At 61.5% G+C, this 18,767-nt stretch carries 13 protein-coding genes; 5 read left to right on the top strand and 8 right to left on the bottom strand.

The window, feature by feature from the left end:
- Positions 1-98: 98 nt before the first annotated feature.
- Together ACBR42_RS08955 and ACBR42_RS08950 are read left to right on the top strand one after the other, a co-directional pair.
- Positions 99-1,247, top strand: coding sequence for an L-dopachrome tautomerase-related protein (locus tag ACBR42_RS08955; RefSeq protein ID WP_371207778.1), 1,149 nt, complete (start codon positions 99-101; stop codon positions 1,245-1,247).
- Positions 1,248-1,261: 14 nt separating this feature from the next.
- Positions 1,262-2,662 carry a sugar porter family MFS transporter gene (locus tag ACBR42_RS08950; RefSeq protein ID WP_118963521.1) on the top strand — a complete coding sequence of 467 codons (1,401 nt, stop codon included), beginning with the start codon at positions 1,262-1,264 and terminating at the stop codon, positions 2,660-2,662.
- 40 nt (positions 2,663-2,702) lie between these two features.
- Here ACBR42_RS08950 and ACBR42_RS08945 read toward each other — a convergent pair whose 3' ends face one another.
- Complete coding sequence (locus ACBR42_RS08945; RefSeq protein WP_118962312.1) at positions 2,703-4,034, bottom strand: UDP-glucose/GDP-mannose dehydrogenase family protein; 1,332 nt, start codon at positions 4,032-4,034, stop codon at positions 2,703-2,705.
- A 315-nt stretch (positions 4,035-4,349) separates the two neighbouring features.
- Between ACBR42_RS08945 and ACBR42_RS08940 the strand changes: the two genes are divergently transcribed.
- Positions 4,350-5,828, top strand: coding sequence for a mannose-1-phosphate guanylyltransferase/mannose-6-phosphate isomerase (locus ACBR42_RS08940; RefSeq protein WP_371207777.1), 1,479 nt, complete (start codon positions 4,350-4,352; stop codon positions 5,826-5,828).
- Positions 5,829-6,118: 290 nt separating this feature from the next.
- Here the strand turns inward: ACBR42_RS08940 and putA are convergent, their stop codons facing one another.
- Together putA and ACBR42_RS08930 are read right to left on the bottom strand one after the other, a co-directional pair.
- Positions 6,119-9,769 (bottom strand): bifunctional proline dehydrogenase/L-glutamate gamma-semialdehyde dehydrogenase PutA, encoded by a 3,651-nt coding sequence (gene putA, locus ACBR42_RS08935; protein WP_371207776.1) that lies wholly within the window; start codon positions 9,767-9,769, stop codon positions 6,119-6,121.
- 140 nt (positions 9,770-9,909) lie between these two features.
- Positions 9,910-10,602 (bottom strand): GntR family transcriptional regulator, encoded by a 693-nt coding sequence (locus ACBR42_RS08930; protein WP_102324796.1) that lies wholly within the window; start codon positions 10,600-10,602, stop codon positions 9,910-9,912.
- Between the two features lie 741 nt (positions 10,603-11,343).
- Here ACBR42_RS08930 and ACBR42_RS08925 point away from each other — a divergent pair.
- Positions 11,344-12,114, top strand: a complete 771-nt coding sequence (locus ACBR42_RS08925) for a glucose 1-dehydrogenase (RefSeq protein ID WP_132305962.1) — start codon at positions 11,344-11,346, stop codon at positions 12,112-12,114.
- A 226-nt stretch (positions 12,115-12,340) separates the two neighbouring features.
- On the opposite strand, the gene ACBR42_RS08920 is transcribed toward ACBR42_RS08925, so the two are convergent.
- From ACBR42_RS08920 to ACBR42_RS08900, 5 genes are all read right to left on the bottom strand, one after another.
- Positions 12,341-13,171 (bottom strand): phosphoenolpyruvate hydrolase family protein, encoded by an 831-nt coding sequence (locus tag ACBR42_RS08920; RefSeq protein WP_102324354.1) that lies wholly within the window; start codon positions 13,169-13,171, stop codon positions 12,341-12,343.
- Positions 13,149-14,381, bottom strand: coding sequence for a Tm-1-like ATP-binding domain-containing protein (locus tag ACBR42_RS08915; protein ID WP_371207775.1), 1,233 nt, complete (start codon positions 14,379-14,381; stop codon positions 13,149-13,151). The genes ACBR42_RS08920 and ACBR42_RS08915 overlap by 23 nt, the downstream gene beginning before the upstream one ends.
- 1 nt (position 14,382) lies before the next feature.
- A complete protein-coding gene (locus tag ACBR42_RS08910) occupies positions 14,383-15,570 on the bottom strand; it encodes an arabinose transporter (RefSeq protein WP_371207774.1) in 1,188 nt (395 codons plus the stop codon).
- Entirely contained in the window at positions 15,545-15,841 is a 297-nt protein-coding gene (locus ACBR42_RS08905; RefSeq protein ID WP_102324795.1) for a putative quinol monooxygenase, read from the bottom strand. The genes ACBR42_RS08910 and ACBR42_RS08905 overlap by 26 nt, the downstream gene beginning before the upstream one ends.
- Positions 15,842-15,926: 85 nt before the next feature.
- The gene (locus ACBR42_RS08900; protein WP_371207773.1) at positions 15,927-17,279 is read right to left on the bottom strand and encodes a PLP-dependent aminotransferase family protein; all 1,353 of its coding nucleotides are present in this window, start codon (positions 17,277-17,279) and stop codon (positions 15,927-15,929) included.
- Between the two features lie 193 nt (positions 17,280-17,472).
- Between ACBR42_RS08900 and gluP the strand changes: the two genes are divergently transcribed.
- Positions 17,473-18,741, top strand: a complete 1,269-nt coding sequence (gene gluP, locus ACBR42_RS08895; protein ID WP_371207771.1) for a glucose/galactose MFS transporter — start codon at positions 17,473-17,475, stop codon at positions 18,739-18,741.
- The last annotated feature ends 26 nt before the right edge of the window (positions 18,742-18,767 follow it).

Raw genomic sequence — 18,767 nt, 5'->3', positions numbered from 1 at the left:
ACGCATCCTTCACCATCCATCGCCCGGCTAAACACTGGCATGGCCGCCCTGATCATGGAAAACCTTATGGGCAGGAATACGTAAACAGGTATGACATCATGAGAAAAGACTTCTTCCCCAAGGGTTTTCAGCGGCGGTTCCGGATTGCCGCCATGCTGGCGCTTCTGGCCCCCGTGGGTGCTTACGCGGCGGACAGTGTGGACCATGGGGCGGCGCCATCGGGCAATATCACCGTTGTCGCGCGTTTTGCCGATATGCAGCCATCGGGCATCGCCACCCTGCCTGACGGGCGGATCGTGCTGTCCTTTCCACGTAGTGCGGCTGACCACAAGGGCCCGCGTCTGGGTGTGCTGCGTGATGGTAAGGCCGTCCCCTTTCCCGATGCGGCGGCACAGGCGCATTTCGTCTCCCCCCTCGGCATGACAGTGGATGCGACAGGCCGGTTGTGGATTGTGGACGAAGGCACGGTGGCGGGGCAGAAACAGCCGCCCGCGCCCACGCTGATCGGGCTGGATGGCCGCACGGGGCAGATTGTGGCCACGATCCCGCTGGGCAGTGGTGCAACGCGGGCGGACAGCCATGTCAATGACGTGCGCGTGGACATGACGCATGGCCCGCAGGGCACGGCCTATGTCAGCGATACCTCGCTTATGGACCATCCCGCGATCATCGTAATCGATCTGGCGACCGGCTATGCGCGGCGCGTGCTGGAAAATGCCCCTTCGACCCGTGCCGAGACGGGTTTCGCCATGGAACTGGACGGACACATGATCCGCTACGACATGGCGCATCCGGCCATGGGACAGGGGGGTATCGACGGCGTGGCGTTGAGTGCGGATTCACGCACGCTGTACTGGCAGCCCCTGTCCAGCCGCAGGCTGTACAGCGCGCCCACCGCCATGCTGGCCGATCCGGCCGTATCCGCCACGCAACTGGAACATGCGGTGCGTGATGAAGGGGAAGATTCCGTGGTCGATGGCATGGCCACCGGGCTGGATAACAGCCTGTACCTGACGGATATCGAACGCCATGCGGTGCTGCGTCGCGCGGCGAATGGCGATCTGTCCGTTATCGCACACGACCCGCGCCTGATTGCGCCCGACGGGCTGACCATAAAGGACAATGCCCTGTGGCTGACCGTAGGCCAGTGGGGCCGGCTGCCCGTATTCCACGATGGCCACGACATGCAGGAACGCCCGTGGCTGGTCGTGCGTATTCCCCTGAAACAGCCCGTATCGGCAAACTGAAAGAACATGGATTGATGGCGCAGGACAGGCAGACGGTTTCCGGTTCCGGTATTGTAAATCTGATCGCGGGCGTCGCGGCGACGGGTGGTCTGCTGTTCGGGTATGATACGGGCATCATCTCCGCCGCCCTGCTTCAGATCACGCCTGATTTCGCACTGGGCACGCTGGGCCAGCAGGTCGTGACATCCGCCATCGTGGCGGGAGCGCTGGGGGGCTGTCTTGTCGCGGCCCCGCTGTCGGACCGGCTGGGGCGGCGCTACATGATCATGTTTGCAGCACTGGTGTTTATCGTGGGCACGCTGGTCGCCGCCCTGTCGCCGGGGGCGGCGGTTCTGGTCTGCGCGCGCTTCATCCTCGGGCTGGCAGTGGGCATGTGTTCGCAGATCGTGCCGGTCTATATTGCCGAAATCGCCCCGCGTGAAAAACGCGGCCAGATGGTGGTCCTGTTCCAGCTTGCCGTCGTGTCCGGCATTCTGGCCTCCTTCATCGCGGGGTATCTGTGCCGCAACCAGTCATGGCGGCTCATGTTTGGCCTTGGCATCATACCGGCGGTAATCCTGTTTGTGGGCATGTCCGTCCTGCCGCGCAGTCCGCGCTGGCTTGCCATGAAGGGCAATCTGGAAAGCGCGTTCGAGGTCCTGCAACGCCTGCGGCGCGACCCGCAGGCCGCGCGTCGGGAACTCGATACCATCATCGCCATGCATGATGAGCAGGCCCCGTGGTCAGCCCTTGCGCAGCCATGGGTGCGGCCTGCGGTGGTGGCATCGGTGGGGGTGGCGCTGTTCTGCCAGATCAGCGGCATCAATGCCGTGCTGTATTACGCGCCCACCATTTTCGCGGGTGTGGGCTTTGGCCAGAATACGGCGCTGCTCACGTCCATCGCCATTGGCGTCGCCATGGTCGTCTCCACTGCCTTTGGTAGCTGGGCGGTGGATGCGTGGGGGCGGCGCAGGCTGCTGCTACGGCTTATACCGGGGGCTGTCATCTCGCTCATGGTGCTGGGGACGATGTTTGCCATCGGCTCCACGCAGGGCATCAATACCTGGATTACGGCGGCGGCGGTCGTGTGCTACGCCATATTCAATGTCGGTAGCCTGTCAGTGGCCATCTGGCTTGTCGGCGCGGAGGTCTATCCCCTGTCGTGCCGCAGCAAGGGGATGAGCCTTGTGGCCGCGACGCACTGGACGGCGGACCTGCTCATTTCCCTTACCACGCTGTCACTGGTGCAGGCGCTGGGGGCGGCGGGCACGTTCTGGATGTATGCCGCCATCAATCTGGCCGCCTTCGTATTCGTCCTGCGCTACGTGCCCGAAACGCGCGGCCATTCGCTCGAGCAGATCGAGACCGCGCTGAAGGGCGGCACCTTTTACGATCTGCCCGACAGTGGCGGCTCTGCCGCACCTGTGGAGGCATAGGGCGACAGGCGCGTTTACCGCGCCTGCCGCGCTGGTTACATTACGGCTGCCGCCCGGTATCGGGCCGCCCGAGGGAGATATAGTCGAAGCCAGCTTCCCTGATGGCCTGCGGGTCCCAGATATTGCGCAGGTCTGCAATCTTGCGGCCCTTCATCCGGTTTTTCAGCTTGTAGGGGGAAAGGGAGCGGAATTCGTTCCATTCCGTCAGCACGACCACGATATCGGCCCCCTCCGCCACTTCCACCGCATCGCTGCAATAGATAACGGATTGCGGCAGGACCGTACGGGCCGTCTGCATGCCTGCGGGATCGAACGCGCGGATATGGGCGCCCGCCCGGTCAAGCTGGTCGAGGATGGTGATGGATGCGGCTTCGCGCATGTCATCCGTTTCCGGCTTGAAGGTCAGTCCCAGCACGCCGATCGTAAGGCCGCTGACATCTCCCCCGGCAAAGGCGATGATCCGCTGCGCCATGGCCTGCATGCGCGCCTCATTCACGGCCACGGTCGTCTCGATCAGCCGCACGGGGGAGCCTGCATTGCGCCCGATGGCAGTTAGCGCGCGCGTATCCTTGGGAAAGCATGACCCGCCAAAGCCGGGGCTGGGATGCAGGAATTTCTTGCCGATGCGCCCGTCCAGCCCGATGGAACGCGCAACGTCGATGACATCCGCGCCGACCTTCTCGCACAGGTCAGCGATTTCGTTGATGAAGGTAATCTTCATCGCAAGGAAGGAATTGGCTGAATATTTGATCAGTTCCGCCGTTTCCAGCCCGGTAAACACCATGGGCGTCTCCAGCAGGTAGAGCGGGCGGTAAAGCTTGCGCAGGATATCCTGCGCGCGTTGCGTGCCACCGGGCTTGGACTGATCGGTGCCGATAATGACGCGATCGGGGCGCATGAAATCAGCAATCGCGTTCCCTTCGCGCAGGAATTCGGGATTGGATGCAACATCAAAATCCAGATCGGGGCGTGTCGCGCGGACTATGCGCGCAATCTCGCGCCCGGTGCCCACCGGCACGGTCGATTTGGTGACAATGACCGTATAGCCCTCCGCCACGCGGGCAATCTGTTCCACCGCAGCATAGACGTAACTGGTGTCGGCCTGCCCGTCCCCCCGGCGTGAAGGGGTGCCTACGGCCAGGAACACCGCATCCGCGCCCCTTATGGCGGCGGCCATGTCATCGCCAAAGGTCAGGCGTCCCGCCGTGACGTTTTCCGCGACAAGACGGTCAAGGCCGGGTTCGTAGATTGGAATACGCCCTTCGCGCAGGGCGGACAGGCGATCGGGGTTGGTTTCAACAATGGCGACATCCGTGCCGAATTCGGCGAAACACGTACCGGAGACCAGTCCAACATAGCCCCCACCGATCATAGCAATTCGCAACTGGACCTCCATCGTTCCGCCCGGAACCCGTTGCCCCGAACTGGATCGCATCTAGCAATTTCAAAGCAGTCTGAAGGAAACAAAAAGTAATAGGGAAACGGGGGCTGCCGGCCCCGCAGGTGTCACGCCAGTACGACACTGGCCAGCAATCAGGAAAAAAATGTGTCCGGGCGCGTTATTCGAGGCAAAGAAATTTCTCCTGCTTGCGTTGCGCAATATGAATGTCCGGCATGATCGGTTCCGTCTCCTTTCCGAAGCGTCGGACATGGACAGCATGAAGCACGCAGGACGGAGTAACGATCAATGACATTTATGACCGCAGCGGATGTAACCGTACCCCCACCCGAACACAACAGCCGGACCATTACCCCCGTCATCCTGTCGGGCGGGACAGGCACGCGGCTCTGGCCCGTCTCCCGCGCCAGTCACCCCAAGCAGTTCTGGGCGCTGGCATCCAGACAGACCATGATTGGTGAAACGCTGCAACGCGCCACGGGCGATGCCTTCGTTGCCCCCATTGTGGTCTGCAATCAGGCGCACCGCTTTCTGGTGGCGGAACAGTTGCGTGAAAACGGGTGCGAGGACGGGCGCATCATCCTTGAACCCGTCGCCCGCAATACCGCCGCCGCCGTTGCGGCAGCAGCCCTGCTGGCGGGGGAAAGTGATCCCGATACCCTTTTGTGGATCATGGCCGCCGATGCCGCCTTCCGTTATCCTGACCGCCTGCCTGCCATTTTGGAAAAGGCCGCCAGTGTCGCGCGGGAAGGCTACATCGTAACCTTCGGCATGAAGCCCGATGTGCCGGAAACGGGTTATGGCTATATCCGCACCGGGGCGCCGCTTCATCCCGACAGGGCGGAAGACGGCGTGTTTCACGTCGCACGCTTTACTGAAAAGCCTGACCGGCTGCGGGCGACGGAAATGCTGCATGAAGGGGGGTATTTGTGGAATTCAGGCATGTTCCTGGCCCCTGCATCGGTCATGCTGTCCGAACTGGAAAAACATGCGCCACAGGTGCTCGATACAGTGCGCAGCGCGCTGGCCAATAGCGAACGCGATCTGACATTCCGGCGTCTGGAGACGGCATCCTTCCTGCAATGCCCCAATGTCAGCATTGATTACGCAGTCATGGAACATACGGACCGGGCCGTTGTCATACCTGCCGATCTGGGGTGGTCCGATGTCGGGAACTGGAATGCCCTGTGGGAACTTGGGGACAAGGATGCGCAGGGGAATGTCACGGTGGGCGATGTGGTTCTGGAACAGTCCCACAACTGCTATGTGCGCAGCGAAGGCAGGTTGACGGCCGTGGCGGGGCTTACGGATGTCGTGCTGGTCGTGACGACGGATGCGGTTCTGGCGATCCATCGTGATTATGCACAGGATGTATCGGCCCTTGTCGCCCGGCTTAAAATCGCAAATCGCGCCGAAGCGGAAATTCACAACCGCTGCTACCGCCCATGGGGATTTTATGAGGGGCTGATTCAGGGCGAACGGTTTCAGGTCAAGCGGATCGTGGTGCATCCGGGGCAGAAGCTCTCGCTCCAGAAGCATTTCCACCGTGCGGAGCACTGGGTTGTGGTCAGTGGCACCGCCGTCGTCACACGCAATGATGAAAAACTGATGCTGCAGGAAAACGAGAGCGTGTACCTGCCACTGGGCTGCATACACAGGCTGGAAAATCCCGGTCGCATCCCCCTTGCATTGATCGAGGTTCAGTCCGGTCCCTATCTGGGGGAAGATGATATCGTGCGGTTCGAGGATACTTACGGTCGCCAGTAAAAACAGTTGTACGGTGGTAGTGTGACGGAATGTTGCTGGTGACGGATAGGGAATTATTATCTCGTTTACGTCCCCGCGCACGGATCATGCGGTCCTGTCCATGTTTTGGGACAGGGCTCTGTCAGAACCGGTCCCACGCCGCATGATTGCGTGATGCCGGTGCTGGTCAGGCTGTGTGATCGGGCAGGACAGACTGGCCTGTCCAGTTGCGGCACTGTTTCGTCCTGTCATGCCCGGATGGGGAAAACCGTTATGGGCGGGGAAAATTTCCCGCCCATAACAGGCAGGCTTTAGCCGATTGCCATCAGGGTGGCGTTGCCGCCTGCCGCAGCCGTGTTGGTGCTGGTGCTGTGTTCCTCGATCAGGAACTCCCGGTGCAGGATGTCCGGGTCAATCAGGAAGGTGGACGCGATCATGCCACTCCCCTTGGCCAGCGTTTCGGTTACGTGGCGGAATAGCGCATCATCCTGCACTGACATCACCACCGGGCAGGCCAGTTCCTGAAGGTCGCTGACCTTGCGGATATGCTGCGCCAGTTCCGGGGGAAGTTCCGCCAGCCAGGCGGTTGCTTCGGCAGGCCCATATACAAACGCCGTATTGCCGCATGAAAGGGCGAGCGAAGCCAGCAGCACCAGATGCTCGCGCACATCGCCCACGCACAGCACATGGCCACGTGGCCTGAAGCTGTAGACGTTTTCCTCGCCGACCGGGCCGGGCATGGTCATATGTGCGCCGGGGAGCGGTTTTTTAGCCATTTCCGCAACCCGATGGCCAATATGGCTGTACCCGTTACCCATCAGCCATGCATGCCACCGTTCCATGATGACGGGCGTTGTTCCTCCGTTCATGCCCGGCAGGCCATCGCGCAGCGGGAACGCGGCCAGCAGGCGGCGCAGGATCAGCGGTCCCCCGGCCTTGGGACCTGTGCCTGACAGGCCCCGCCCGCCGAAGGGCTGCACGCCAACGACAGCGCCGATCGTATTGCGGTTGACATACAGGTTGCCTACATCCAGTCGGCGCGCGACCTGCTGCACGGTAGTTTCGATACGGGTATGCACGCCACCCGTCAGGCCATATCCCAGCCCGTTGATCGCATCGATGACGGTATCGAGTTCCTGACTGCGATAACGCAGCACATGCAGAACCGGACCAAAAACCTCCGCCCCCAGATCGGAAATGGAATCAATTTCAATCAGGGTTGGCGCGACAAAGCTGCCATGGGCACAGGCATCGGGCAGCGGCAGGGAATAGACGGGCGCGCCCCGGTCTTTCAGCCGCTGGATATGGGTCTGGATGCCCTGCGCGGCTTCAGTGGTAATGACGGGGCCGATATCGGTCGCCAGTCGTGCGGTGTTGCCAAGGCTGAGTTCACGCATCGCCCCACGCAGCATGCGCAGCAGGTGATCGGCACATTCATGCTGTACACACAGGATGCGCAGTGCCGAACAGCGCTGCCCCGCGCTGTCAAAGGCGGAGGCGATGACATCCACCACCACCTGTTCCGCCAGGGCGGAGGAATCGACGATCATCGCGTTCTGGCCACCGGTTTCGGCAACCAGCGGTACAGGCTGTCCTGTATGGCCACGGCGGCTGACAAGCTGGCGGTTGATGGACTGCGCCACCGTAGTTGAACCGGTAAACATGACACCCGCCACCTGTGCGGCCTGCACCAGTGCCGCACCGACATCTCCCGCACCGGGCAGCAGTTGCAGCGCGTCAGCAGGCACCCCGGCTTCGTGCAGGATGGCAACGGCCTGTGCCGCGACCAGTGGCGTTTCCTCCGCCGGTTTGGCGATTACGCTGTTACCGGCGGCCAGTGCCGCCGCAACCTGACCCGTAAAGATGGCCAGCGGGAAATTCCATGGGCTGATACACGCCACCGGCCCTAGCGGGATATGGGTGGCATTATCGAAGTCCGCACGGATCTGCGCGGCGTAATAGCGCAGGAAGTCCACGGCCTCGCGGATTTCGGCAAGGGCGTTGGGAAAGGACTTGCCCGCTTCACGCACGATCAGGCCCAGCAGCGCGTCCTGCCCCCCTTCCATAAGGTCGGCGGCACGTTCCAGCTTTTCGGCGCGGCTGGCGGGTGGCTGCGCGGCCCATGCCGCGGCCCCCCTGACCGCATCTTCCATAACGCCGGGAATGACCGTGGCATCTGCCGGTGTCCACTGGCCGACACGCTCGCGCCGGTCGGCGGGATTGGTGACATCGTGCGGCGTGCCCGGTGTGACGGGAGTGGCCAGCATCGGGGCGGCTGTCCATTCGGCGGGGGAGGCGTCAAGCCCGCGGCCCAAGGCCGCCAGCGCATTTTCATCCGTCAGGTCCAGACCGGCGGAGTTGCGGCGTTCGGGTGCGAACATATCCGGCGGCGCGGCAATGGCGGGGTTGGGGCCGCCATAGGGCACGTAACTGCGGGCAATGGTCATCGGGTCGGCAACCAGTTGTGAGACGGGTATGTTTTCATCTCCGATCTGGTTGACGAAGGACGAGTTCGCGCCGTTTTCCAGCAGGCGGCGCACAAGGTATGCCAGCAATGTCTCATGCGTGCCGACCGGGGCGTAGATGCGCGTGGGACGGTTCAGCTTCTGCGGGCCGACAACTTCCTTGTAAAGCGGTTCGCCCATGCCGTGCAGGCACTGGAATTCATACGATCCGGTTTGGAAGTCCTCGCCCGCCAGCGTGTAAATGGTGGCAAGGGAGCGGGCATTATGGGTGGCGAACTGCGGGAAGATGGCGTCACGCGCGCCCAGCAGTTTGCGCGCGCAGGCAATGTAGCTGATATCGGTGTGAACCTTGCGCGTATAGACCGGGAAATCAGGCATTCCGTCTATCTGGGCTTTCTTTATTTCACTGTCCCAGTAAGCGCCCTTGACCAGTCGCACCATGATGCGGTGTCCGGTGCGTCGGGCCAGATCGATAATGAAATCCAGAACGAAGGGCGCGCGCCGACCATAGGCCTGCACGACAAAGCCGATGCCGTTCCAGTCCTTCAGCGCGGGCTCAAGGCACAGGGCTTCGAGCAGATCGAGCGAGATTTCCAGCCGCTCGCTTTCCTCCGCATCGATATTCAGGCCGATATCGTAATGGCGTGCCAGAACCGTCAGTTCAACAACGACGGGCAGCAGTTCGGCCATGACACGGTCACGCTGCGCGTGGCTGTAACGGGGGTGCAGGGCCGACAGCTTGATGGAAATGCCGGGACGTTCATAGACGTCAGCGCCGCGCGCGCGCCTGCCGATGGCGTGGATGGCGGTGATGTAATCCTGCCGGTAGCGTTCGGCATCATGCGCGGTCAGCGCGGCTTCACCCAGCATGTCGTACGAATAGCGGAAGCCCTGTTCTTCCAGCTTTTCGCTGTTCTTCAGAGCGGATTCGATGGTTTCACCCACCACGAACTGTTCGCCCATAAGGCGCATGGCCACATCCACCGCCTTGCGGATCAGCGGACCGGAACTGCGTGCCACCAGTTTGCGCAGCGTCTCGCTCAGCCCCGCATTTTCCCGTGTGCCGGGGCTGGTCAGGCGACCGGTCACCAGCAGTCCCCATGCGGCGGCATTGGTGAAAAGGGGGCGGTCGCGGGAAATATGGGCCAGCCAGTCACCCGTGCCGATCTTGTCGCGGATCAGGGCATCGCGTGTCGCATTGTCCGGAATACGCAGCAGGGCTTCGGCCAGACACATGAGGGCCACACCCTCGGCGGAGGAAAGGGAGAACTCCTGCACCAGCGCCTCGACCCCACCGGGATTGCGGTTACGGCGCAGTCCCTCCGTCAGCGTGGTGGCGAGATTGGTCGTGCGCAGGGCTTCGGCGTCGCTCAGTGTCGCGGCAGGGGTCAGGGCATTGATGCACTCGATCTCCGACCGGCGGGTCGCCTCGGTTATCTGTTGGCGTAACGGTGACGGGGCGGCGATTTTTCCAGCAAAATCTTTGAAAAGCAGCATGAGGGTACTTCCACCAGGAAACAGCGTTCCGGAGACAGTGCCTCAACAGGATATAATTTGTCTAGAATAATATACGATTCTGTTTCGCCCGCCGTTTAGTCCCATAAATCGCGTAGAGTCGACGGTCTTTCGGGGCGTTTCTAGCCCTCCCTGCGCTCCCGGATCACGCGTACGGAAATGGCAGCAGCATCAAGGATATGCTGACGGGTCAGGCGGGCAACTTCCTCCGCATCGCGCTTGCGGCAGGCCTGCATGATGGCTTCATGCTCGATATCCGTCAGGTCCTTGCGGCCTTCCAGTTCAAGATGGCTGCGGATGTAGCGGGTCAGGCGCACATGCAGGTCATCAATCATTTCCAGCAGGCGCGGACGCTGCGCCGCAGCATAGATCGCATTGTGAAAGGCGCGGTTCAGGTCGCCCAGCCCGTGCTGGGTCGGGTTGGCGTTCGTGCCGTTTACAAAGGCTTCGTAAGCATCCTCGATCCGCGCCAGATCGACGCGCGACATGCGGCCTACGGCATGGCGGGCGGCCATTTCTTCCAGCGAGGCACGGATTTCGGAATATTCAATGATATCGTCTTCCGTCATGCCCGTGACCATGGCGCCCCGGTTGGGCATGAACGTGACCAGCCCTTCGGCTTCCAGCCGTTTCAGCGCCTCGCGCACGGGGATGATGCTGGTCCCGAACCCTTCAGCCAGTTCTGATTGCGGCAGCGCCAGACCCGCCGGTAGCGTGCCGCCCAGAATGGCGTTACGCAGTGCGGTTCCTACGGTTGTGGATGCGGCCCCCCGTTTACGACCGGTTTCAGTTTCAAAGATGGAAGAGGGCAGCATGCGCATTTTTCCTTTCGCGCGGGTTTGTATCAACACGTCCCTGTCAGGAAAAACATGGACCCGAAAGTGACGGGTTCATGTGGTCGATGGCGCGGCGTGTAATAGACTGTCCACCTGTTGTTTGAATAGTCATCTCTGGATTATATAAGAAAGCAGAGATATTATATAGAATGCAGCGAAAAGCGTCAAAAGGATTTGCCGCAGCCGTCTGTCGGTAACTGCTTCACCAGAAGGGAATGATGACCCTGTTGAAGAGAGGCCGCATGACCGAACTGTGCGCTATCACTCTGGCATGATGGACTGGAAAACAGGTGGCGGCTTGCTTTGGTACCGCCCGATCTGACAGCATTTCTCAGGTAATGTCGGATCGGACGGAACGGTCCGGTGTCAGGGGGGCTTGCGCCAGTTTATTATCTGTCTGCATCAGCGCCGGTCTGCGGCAGGAGCTTCCGACCATGTACCAGACCACGACAGGTTGGTGGTTGTAATTGGCTGTCGTGGCGAAGCTCCCGTTATTTTGTGATTTTCTCTTGCCCAACAAAGAAAAAACGAAATCCGTAAACGAAGACATTAACCGCTGGGCGATACTTTAAGTAAGAAGCAGGCCAATATCATGACCGGCGGGATAGGGGCTGACACAGCATCACAACTCCGTGTTCAGGGGAGGGGAGGAGGACCAGCCTCTCGCACCGCCTACGGAAATATCCTTATATTTTAAGGATATTCATTCAGGAGAACATCATGGGACGCGTCTCGGGAAAAGTAGCGCTTGTTACAGGAGCCGCACTTGGTATTGGCAAGGCCACGGCCCTGCTGCTGGCACGTGAAGGTGCGAAGGTCGTTATCGCTGACCTTAAGGAAGAAGAAGGGCACGCCGCCGTGGCCGAGGTCGAGGCCGCCGGGGGGGAGGCCCTGTTCGTTTCCCTGAATGTCACGCAGGAGGAGGACTGGAAGAAAGCCATCGAAGCCATTACCGCAAAGTTCGGCGGTCTGGATATCGCGGTCAATAATGCAGGTATCCTGTATAATGGCTCGGTCGAGGAAACCAGTCTGGCCGACTGGCGGCGCGTGCAGTCGGTCAATCTGGACGGCGTGTTTCTGGGGACCCGTTACGCGGTGGAAGCCATGAAGCCGCGTGGTGCCGGTTCCATCATCAACCTTTCCTCCATCGAGGGGCTGATCGGTGATCCGACCCTTGCCGCCTATAACGCCAGCAAGGGCGGCGTGCGGCTGTTTACCAAATCGGCGGCGCTGCACTGCGCGCGCGCGGGTTACAAGATCCGCGTCAATTCCATCCATCCCGGCTATATCTGGACACCAATGGTGCAGGGCTTCACGTCGGCCACGCCCGATCAGGTGGCAGCCCGGCAGAAACTGATCGACCTGCATCCGCTGGGTCATCTGGGCGAACCGGATGATATTGCCTATGGCATCCTGTTCCTTGCATCCGATGAATCCAAGTTCATGACGGGTAGTGAACTGGTCATTGATGGCGGCTATACGGCGCAGTAAACCCTGTTCATGCCAGACCCCGGTTTGCCGTTCCGTCTGGCGTTCGGCAGTGACGTTCCCGGTGTGACTGCTCCTTTCATTGCGATGGAAAGGGGCAGCCTGCGGCATACCAATATCCGGCGCCAAACGGTGTACGGGACCAAATTGTCTGACCAGGAGTCCCTTCGGCCACTACACCCTGTCGGAGCAGTGACCGGGAACATAAAATGTGAAGAAGGCAGGACGATCAGCGCGTCATTGCCTTGAAATTGCGGGTCTGTTCGGTCAGGGCGGTTTCAACCGGCAGGCGCTCCATGCTCGATGCCCCGTAGAAGCCATGACAGTCGGGGCAGGCTGACAATACTTTCTGCGCATCTGCAGGCATGGCGATCGGGCCGCCGTGACAAAGGATGATGATATCGGAACGCACGCCACGCGCGGCTTCCGTAATCGCGTTGATCCGTTCGATCGAATCTTCCAGCGTGAAGGCCGTTTCCGCCCCGATCGCGCCACCCGTGGTCAGGCCCATATGGGCAACCAGCACATCCGCGCCCGCTTTTGCCATGTCCACCGCCTGCGCCGGATCGAAAACGTAAGGCGTGGTCAGCATGTCCTTGCGGTTGGCGCGGGCGACGACATCGACCTCAAGGCTGTAACTCATTCCGGTTTCTTCAAGGTTCTTGCGGAAATTGCCGTCAATCAGCCCGACGGTCGGAAAGTTCTGGATGCCCGAAAAGCCCACCCGCTTCACATCGTCCAGAAACACGTCAAAATCCACGAATGGATCGGTGCCGTTTACGCCTGCAAGTACCGGGGTATGTGGCACGACCGGCAATACCTCACGCGCCATTTCCATAACGATCTGGTTGGCGTTGCCATAGGCCAGGATACCCGCCAGCGAACCGCGTCCCGCCATGCGGTAGCGACCGGAATTGTAGATGACGATCAGGTCGATGCCGCCCGCGGCCTCGCATTTGGCGGAAAGTCCGGTTCCGGCACCGCCGCCGACAATGGGCTGGCGTGCGGCAATCATGGCACGGAATTTCTTCAGGATTTCACTGCGGGGAATGCTGGGCATTATCTGGGTTCTCCTTGAATATGTCTGAAAAAGCATGCGCCAGCGTGTCGGCAAAGGCCGGGTCGTTGATCGCATGGGGAAGACGGATCAGCCTGCGCTGTGGGGTCTGGTGCACGGTGTGCTCCAGTGCGGCATAAAAAGCCTCATCGGCTTCTGGGTCGTAAAAGGGCGCGCCGGGACGGTCGAGTATGGAAAACCCGCCTTCGGGGTAGAAAAAGCGGACCTCTCCCATGCACTGGTTCAGTTGCTGGCCGATCATCCGGCCCATTGCGGCGCATTCGTCCGCATTTGTGCGCATAAGGGTGATCTGGGGATTATGTTCGACAAATATGCGCCTACGGTAACATTCGGGCACTGTGGCCCGTGCACCGAAATTGACCATGTCCAGCCCGCCACAACTGCCGATATAGGGCCGCTTCGTACGGATGACCGCGCCAAGCCGGTCCGTATCGCACGGGAAAATACCACCGGCGACCAGATCGCAGTATTCGGTCAGGGTTACATCCACAAAACCACGGATCATCCCTTCATCCGCCAGCCGTTCCATGGCGCGACCACCCGTGCCCGTGGCGTGAAAGACCAGACAGTCAAACTGCGGCGACAACTGATGCACGATCCGGTCAACACAGGGTGTGGTCACGCCAAACATGGTCAGCCCGATGGCCGGGCGGGGATCTGGCTGTGGCACGCACTTCATGCGCACCATCCCGACCATGGCATGCGCGGCATTGCACAGGATGATGCGTGACAGGCGGTTCAGCCCTTCCATATCCGTTACGGAATACAGCATCGCAATATCCGTCCCGCCCACATAGGGCGCGGTATTGCCCGATGCGATGGTCGAGACGATCAGTTTGGGCAGGCCGAGCGGGAGTGCCTGCATGGCAGGCGCAACCAGCGCCGTACCACCGGACCCGCCAATCGCGATTACCCCCAGCATATCCGTGCGCGCGCCAAGGTAGAGGCGCAGCGCCTCCGCCATGGCCCCGATGGAACGCCCGCGATCGCCGGTAAAAACGGCTTTCTGCCCACCGGGATGAAAGCCTGCAACGGTCCGGGCGCTGACAGCAGCAGGGGCAGCGTGCTCGCGTGTGCTGATATCGACAATGCGGGGTATCACGTCACTTTCGCGCAGAAGCCGTGCGATATAGTCCAGTTCGGCATGCTTGGTATCGCAGGTGCCAAGGATATAGACGCAGCCGGAATCCATATCACGCATCCGTACGGCGTGCGCTTATCTGGGCCAGCACGATCACCACGCCGCCCGTGGCGCACAGCCCGCCCAGAAGGAAGACAATGTCATACCCGAACCGGTCTGCCAGCAGTCCAGCCAGCGGTCCCGTCGCGCCATAGGCCAGATCCTGAAACGCGGAAAAGCCGCCCAGTGCCGCGCCACGCATATGGGGGGCAACCCGATGCACGACCTCCACCCCAAGGGAGGGAAAGACCATGGAACATCCCGCGCCCGTCAGCACTGCGCCTGCAAAGGCAATAAGGGGGGTAGGCGCGTACCACAGCAGATACTGCCCCGCCGCTTCGACCATAAGCGAGAACAGGGCCACCTTCAGCCCGCCAATCCGGTCCGGCAGATGCCCGCAGGCGAAGCGCCCGGCAACAAAAGCCAGCCCGAAACAGGTCAGCCCGAACCCGGCATAGGGCCAGTGCGCATGAATGAAACGCAGTGGCAGGAAGGCCCCCAGTGCTGCGAACCCGACCCCCTGAAGGGCGACGGCGATGCCCTGCCAGCGGATCGTGCCCAGAATACGCCAGAACGGTGGACGCGCGCCTGCATGGGGAACGCAGGCCGGAACATCCTGCACCAGCCCCAGACCGATCAGCGGCAGTGCCGCCGAAAGCACCATAAGCGTACCGATGCCCCAGTGTTCGTACACGACCAGCCCGATCGGTCCCCCCACCGCGAAGGCGCCATACATGGCTGCCCCCGTCCATGCCAGCACGCGGCCCGCGCGCTGCTGGCCCATAAGCCCGATTCCCCAGCCCAGCATGCCCACGATGGTCAGGCTTTCACCAATCCCGAGCAGCAGGCGGCCGGCCAGCAGGATGATGTAACGTGCTGCTTCAGGCAGGGCTGTCAGACCGGAAAGCGCGCAGATCAGGCTGGCCGCGACATAAAGGGCAAGTCCCGTGCGCATGCATGGGCGGCCACCCTTCGTATCCGCAAGGACACCGGCATGATTGCGGCTGAGGATGGTGGAAAAGAACGCAATCCCCACGGCCAGTCCCGCCAGCCCGTTGCCGTAACCCGGCCAGTGCAGGATCGATACGGGTATGGCTGCCAGCGGGAGTGCCACGGCCATGTAGGAAAGGAACAGCGCTACCGCAAGCCGCCCCAGAAGGCGCAGGGGGGCGGGATCAGATTTCACGGGTGATGCGCACATGCGGCGGCTCGGACAATGCGGTTTCGAATACCTGCGCCATGGCGCGGAAATGGGGCGTGGTTTCGTGTGCCGCCAGGGCTTCGGGACTGCGCCAGCGTTCCACGAATACGAAGATGTTCGGGTTACTGACATCGCGGTGGCACTGGTAGGACAGGTTGGCCTGTTCGTGCCGCGATGCGGCAACGCAGCGCTGGATGGCGTCCAGAGCCGCTTTTTCGTGTTCGGGACGGATATGGAAGGTGGCAATAACCGTAATGGGCTGCTCGGTCATGAGTATCCTCGGGCTGAAATCCCTGTCTGCGGGCAGCATAGGATGCTGTGACACTTTCCTTCCACGAAGAAAGTGTCACGTGACACTATTCTCCCATTCCGGTCCGCAGGCGATGCACGCGGCGTAGCGCCTCGGTCAGGTCGGGCAGGGCGGTGGGGCCAAGGCACAGACGTATCCCGGCGTTATCCACCCCTTCCGGGTTCGCCATGAAGGGGTGTAGCGATGTTACGCGCACATCCTCCCGCGCAGCCATGGCTTCCAGTTCTTCGCTGCGTTTCCTGCACAACGGCATCCATATATGAAAGGCGTCATAAGCTGGTGGGACGACAGAAGGCCCCATGATGCGCAGAGCGATATCACGACGCCGCTGCGCTTCCCCCCGCAGGGACTGGCGTACGGAAGCCGCCGTGCCGTCCTGCATCCATTGCGCCATCATGGCGTAGGAAAGCGGTGCGATCATGAGCGATGAATTCAGCAGGGCCGCACGCGCCGCACTCAAAAATGCCGCAGGCGGAACCAGCGTGCCGATACGCAGGCCCGGACTAAGCGTCTTGGACAGGCTGTTGACGTAAAAAACCCGTTCGGGTGCCAGTGTCACAAGCGGTGGCAGGTCGGGATCGTTTGCGCAGTCATAGACATCATCTTCGATAATCAGGGCGTCATACCGGCGGCACAGGGAGACGATGGCCAGCCTGCGCGCCCGGTCCATGGTGGCCGTGGTCGGGTTGTGCATGGTGGGGGTGACATACACGAGACACCGACCGGCGGCATGACGGTACAATGCGCGTTCAAGCCCATCGGGCAGCAGGCCCTGCCGGTCCATTGGCAGGCCGTGGGGGGTAAGTCCACCCTGACGGATCAGGGTCAGCATGCCGGGATAGGTCAGTTCCTCGGTCAGGATTGCGGTTGATGCCGGTCGTGCCGCCGCCAGTGCGACGCCCAGCGCCTGCTGCGCGCCGCTGGCCAGTAACAGGCGCTCAGGCGACAGGTCCATGCCCAGTTCCGCCAGCCAGTGGCTCATGATGCGGCGGTGTTCGATATGACCGGCGACGGGTGGATAGACATTGAACAGGGCCGGATCGACCGTTCGCGCCAGACGGGAAAGCGTGCGGGTCAGTGCTTTGTCACTGAACATGGGTGGCGGCATATTGGCCGACAGGTCCAGCACCCGCCCCGTGCCGCCGGGGCGGGAGGCGACGAATGTGCCCCGCCCGCGTATGCTGCGCACCAGTCCACGCCGTTCCAGCATGGCATAGGCGCGCGTGACGCTGCCAATACCGATGCCCAGCCGCCATGCCAGATCGCGGTGCGCGGGCAGGCGGTCCCCCGCATCCAGCTTTTCCGCCAGTATGTCACCGGCCAGCGCATCGGCCAGCCGTTCAGCCGGGGGCGTATCACCTGCGGGAAGATGCGCATGCCAGGGGGAGCGCAGGCGCATGGTCGTTCTGCCTGTCCTGTTACGGGTCTGCCTGCCATAGCAGGTCATGCGGTGGGGCGGAATATGCGGTTCATGGCTACCGGTTCCGGCTGATCCTGTTACGATTTCATTACGGATGCGCAGCGCGCGACAGGAAAGCGGGGTAGGGAACTTGGCCCAACAACATAAGGCAGCGGGCGGCAGGATTCAGGGTATGAGACCGCTGGTCATCATGGCTGGCCTGTTTTTCATTATCGGGTTCGTGACATGGCTGAACGGCCCGCTGATTACATTCGTGCAGGTCGCCTTTGGTCTCGGGCCGGTCGGGGCCTTTCTTGTGCCGATGTGCTTTTACCTGTCCTACCTGTTCTGCGCCGCCCCCACCATGGGGCTGGCGCGGCGGATCGGGCTGCGTAACGGGATTGCCATGGCACTGGGGGTCATGGCGGCAGCCACGCTTGTATTTGGCGAATGCGTGGGGCGGCGATGGTATCCCGGCGCATTGGGTGGCCTGTCCATTCTGGGGGCGGGGCTGACGCTCCTGCAGGTCACGGTCAATCCCTACGTCGCCCTGCTGGGTAACGCAGGGCAGGCGGCGCGCCGTATTGCGATCATGGGGATTGCCAATAAGGTATCCGGCATTATCGCACCTGTATTATTTTCCATTCTGGTTATGCGTGATATCGGCGGGGTTGCAGACCGTCTGCATGATGCGGGCAGCGCGCAGGCGCGTGAGACGGTTCTGGCGGCCTTTGCCCATGCGGTGGTGGTTCCCTATCGCTGCATGGCGGTTGTGCTGCTGGTTGTGGCTTTTGGCTTACGTCATGTCGGGCTGCCTGATATCCGTCTGCGCGATGCGGCAGCCGCTTCCCTGCCCCGAAGGGAGGGACCTGCCCCACGTATGGGCGCGCTGGCGTGGGCCGGGATCGTGGTGGTGTTCGTCTATGTGGGCGTTGAGGTCCTGGCGGGTGACGGGGTTGGTCTTTATGGCAGCCATGTCGGGCTATCGCTGGGGCAGACCCGTTTCCTGACCTCCGTCACACTGGCGGGCATGTTGTGTGGTTATCTGCTGGGTACGGTTCTTGTGCCTGCCATGTGCAGCCAGCTTGCCTATCTGGCGCTGTCTGCCGTGCTTGGCATGGTGCTTTGCCTCGGGGTCGCGTTCCTGCATGGCGTATGGTCGGTCGCGTGCGTGACGCTGCTGGGGCTGGCCAATGCCATGATGATGCCGATCCTGTTTCCCCTTGTCCTGCATCTGGCGGGGCACAGGCAGTCTCAGGCCACGATGTTGCTGGTCATGGCGTTCTGTGGCGGCGGGGTCATGCCGCAGGTTTTTGCTTTACTGATCGGAATTGTCGGGCTGAAGCCTGCCTTTGCCGGGCTTGTCATGGGCTCTTATGGTGTTGTCCTGCTCTATGCGCTGCTGCTGCGGCGACGTGTCCGGGGCGGAACGTCGGGTTCGGATTTGGGGGTACTGTCATAATCAGGCACCATGCTGTCCCTGCCGTT

This window comes from Komagataeibacter sp. SM21 (genome assembly GCF_041402665.1).
Lineage (GTDB): Bacteria > Pseudomonadota > Alphaproteobacteria > Acetobacterales > Acetobacteraceae > Komagataeibacter > Komagataeibacter saccharivorans.
This window is presented reverse-complemented; position numbering and strand designations above follow the sequence as displayed.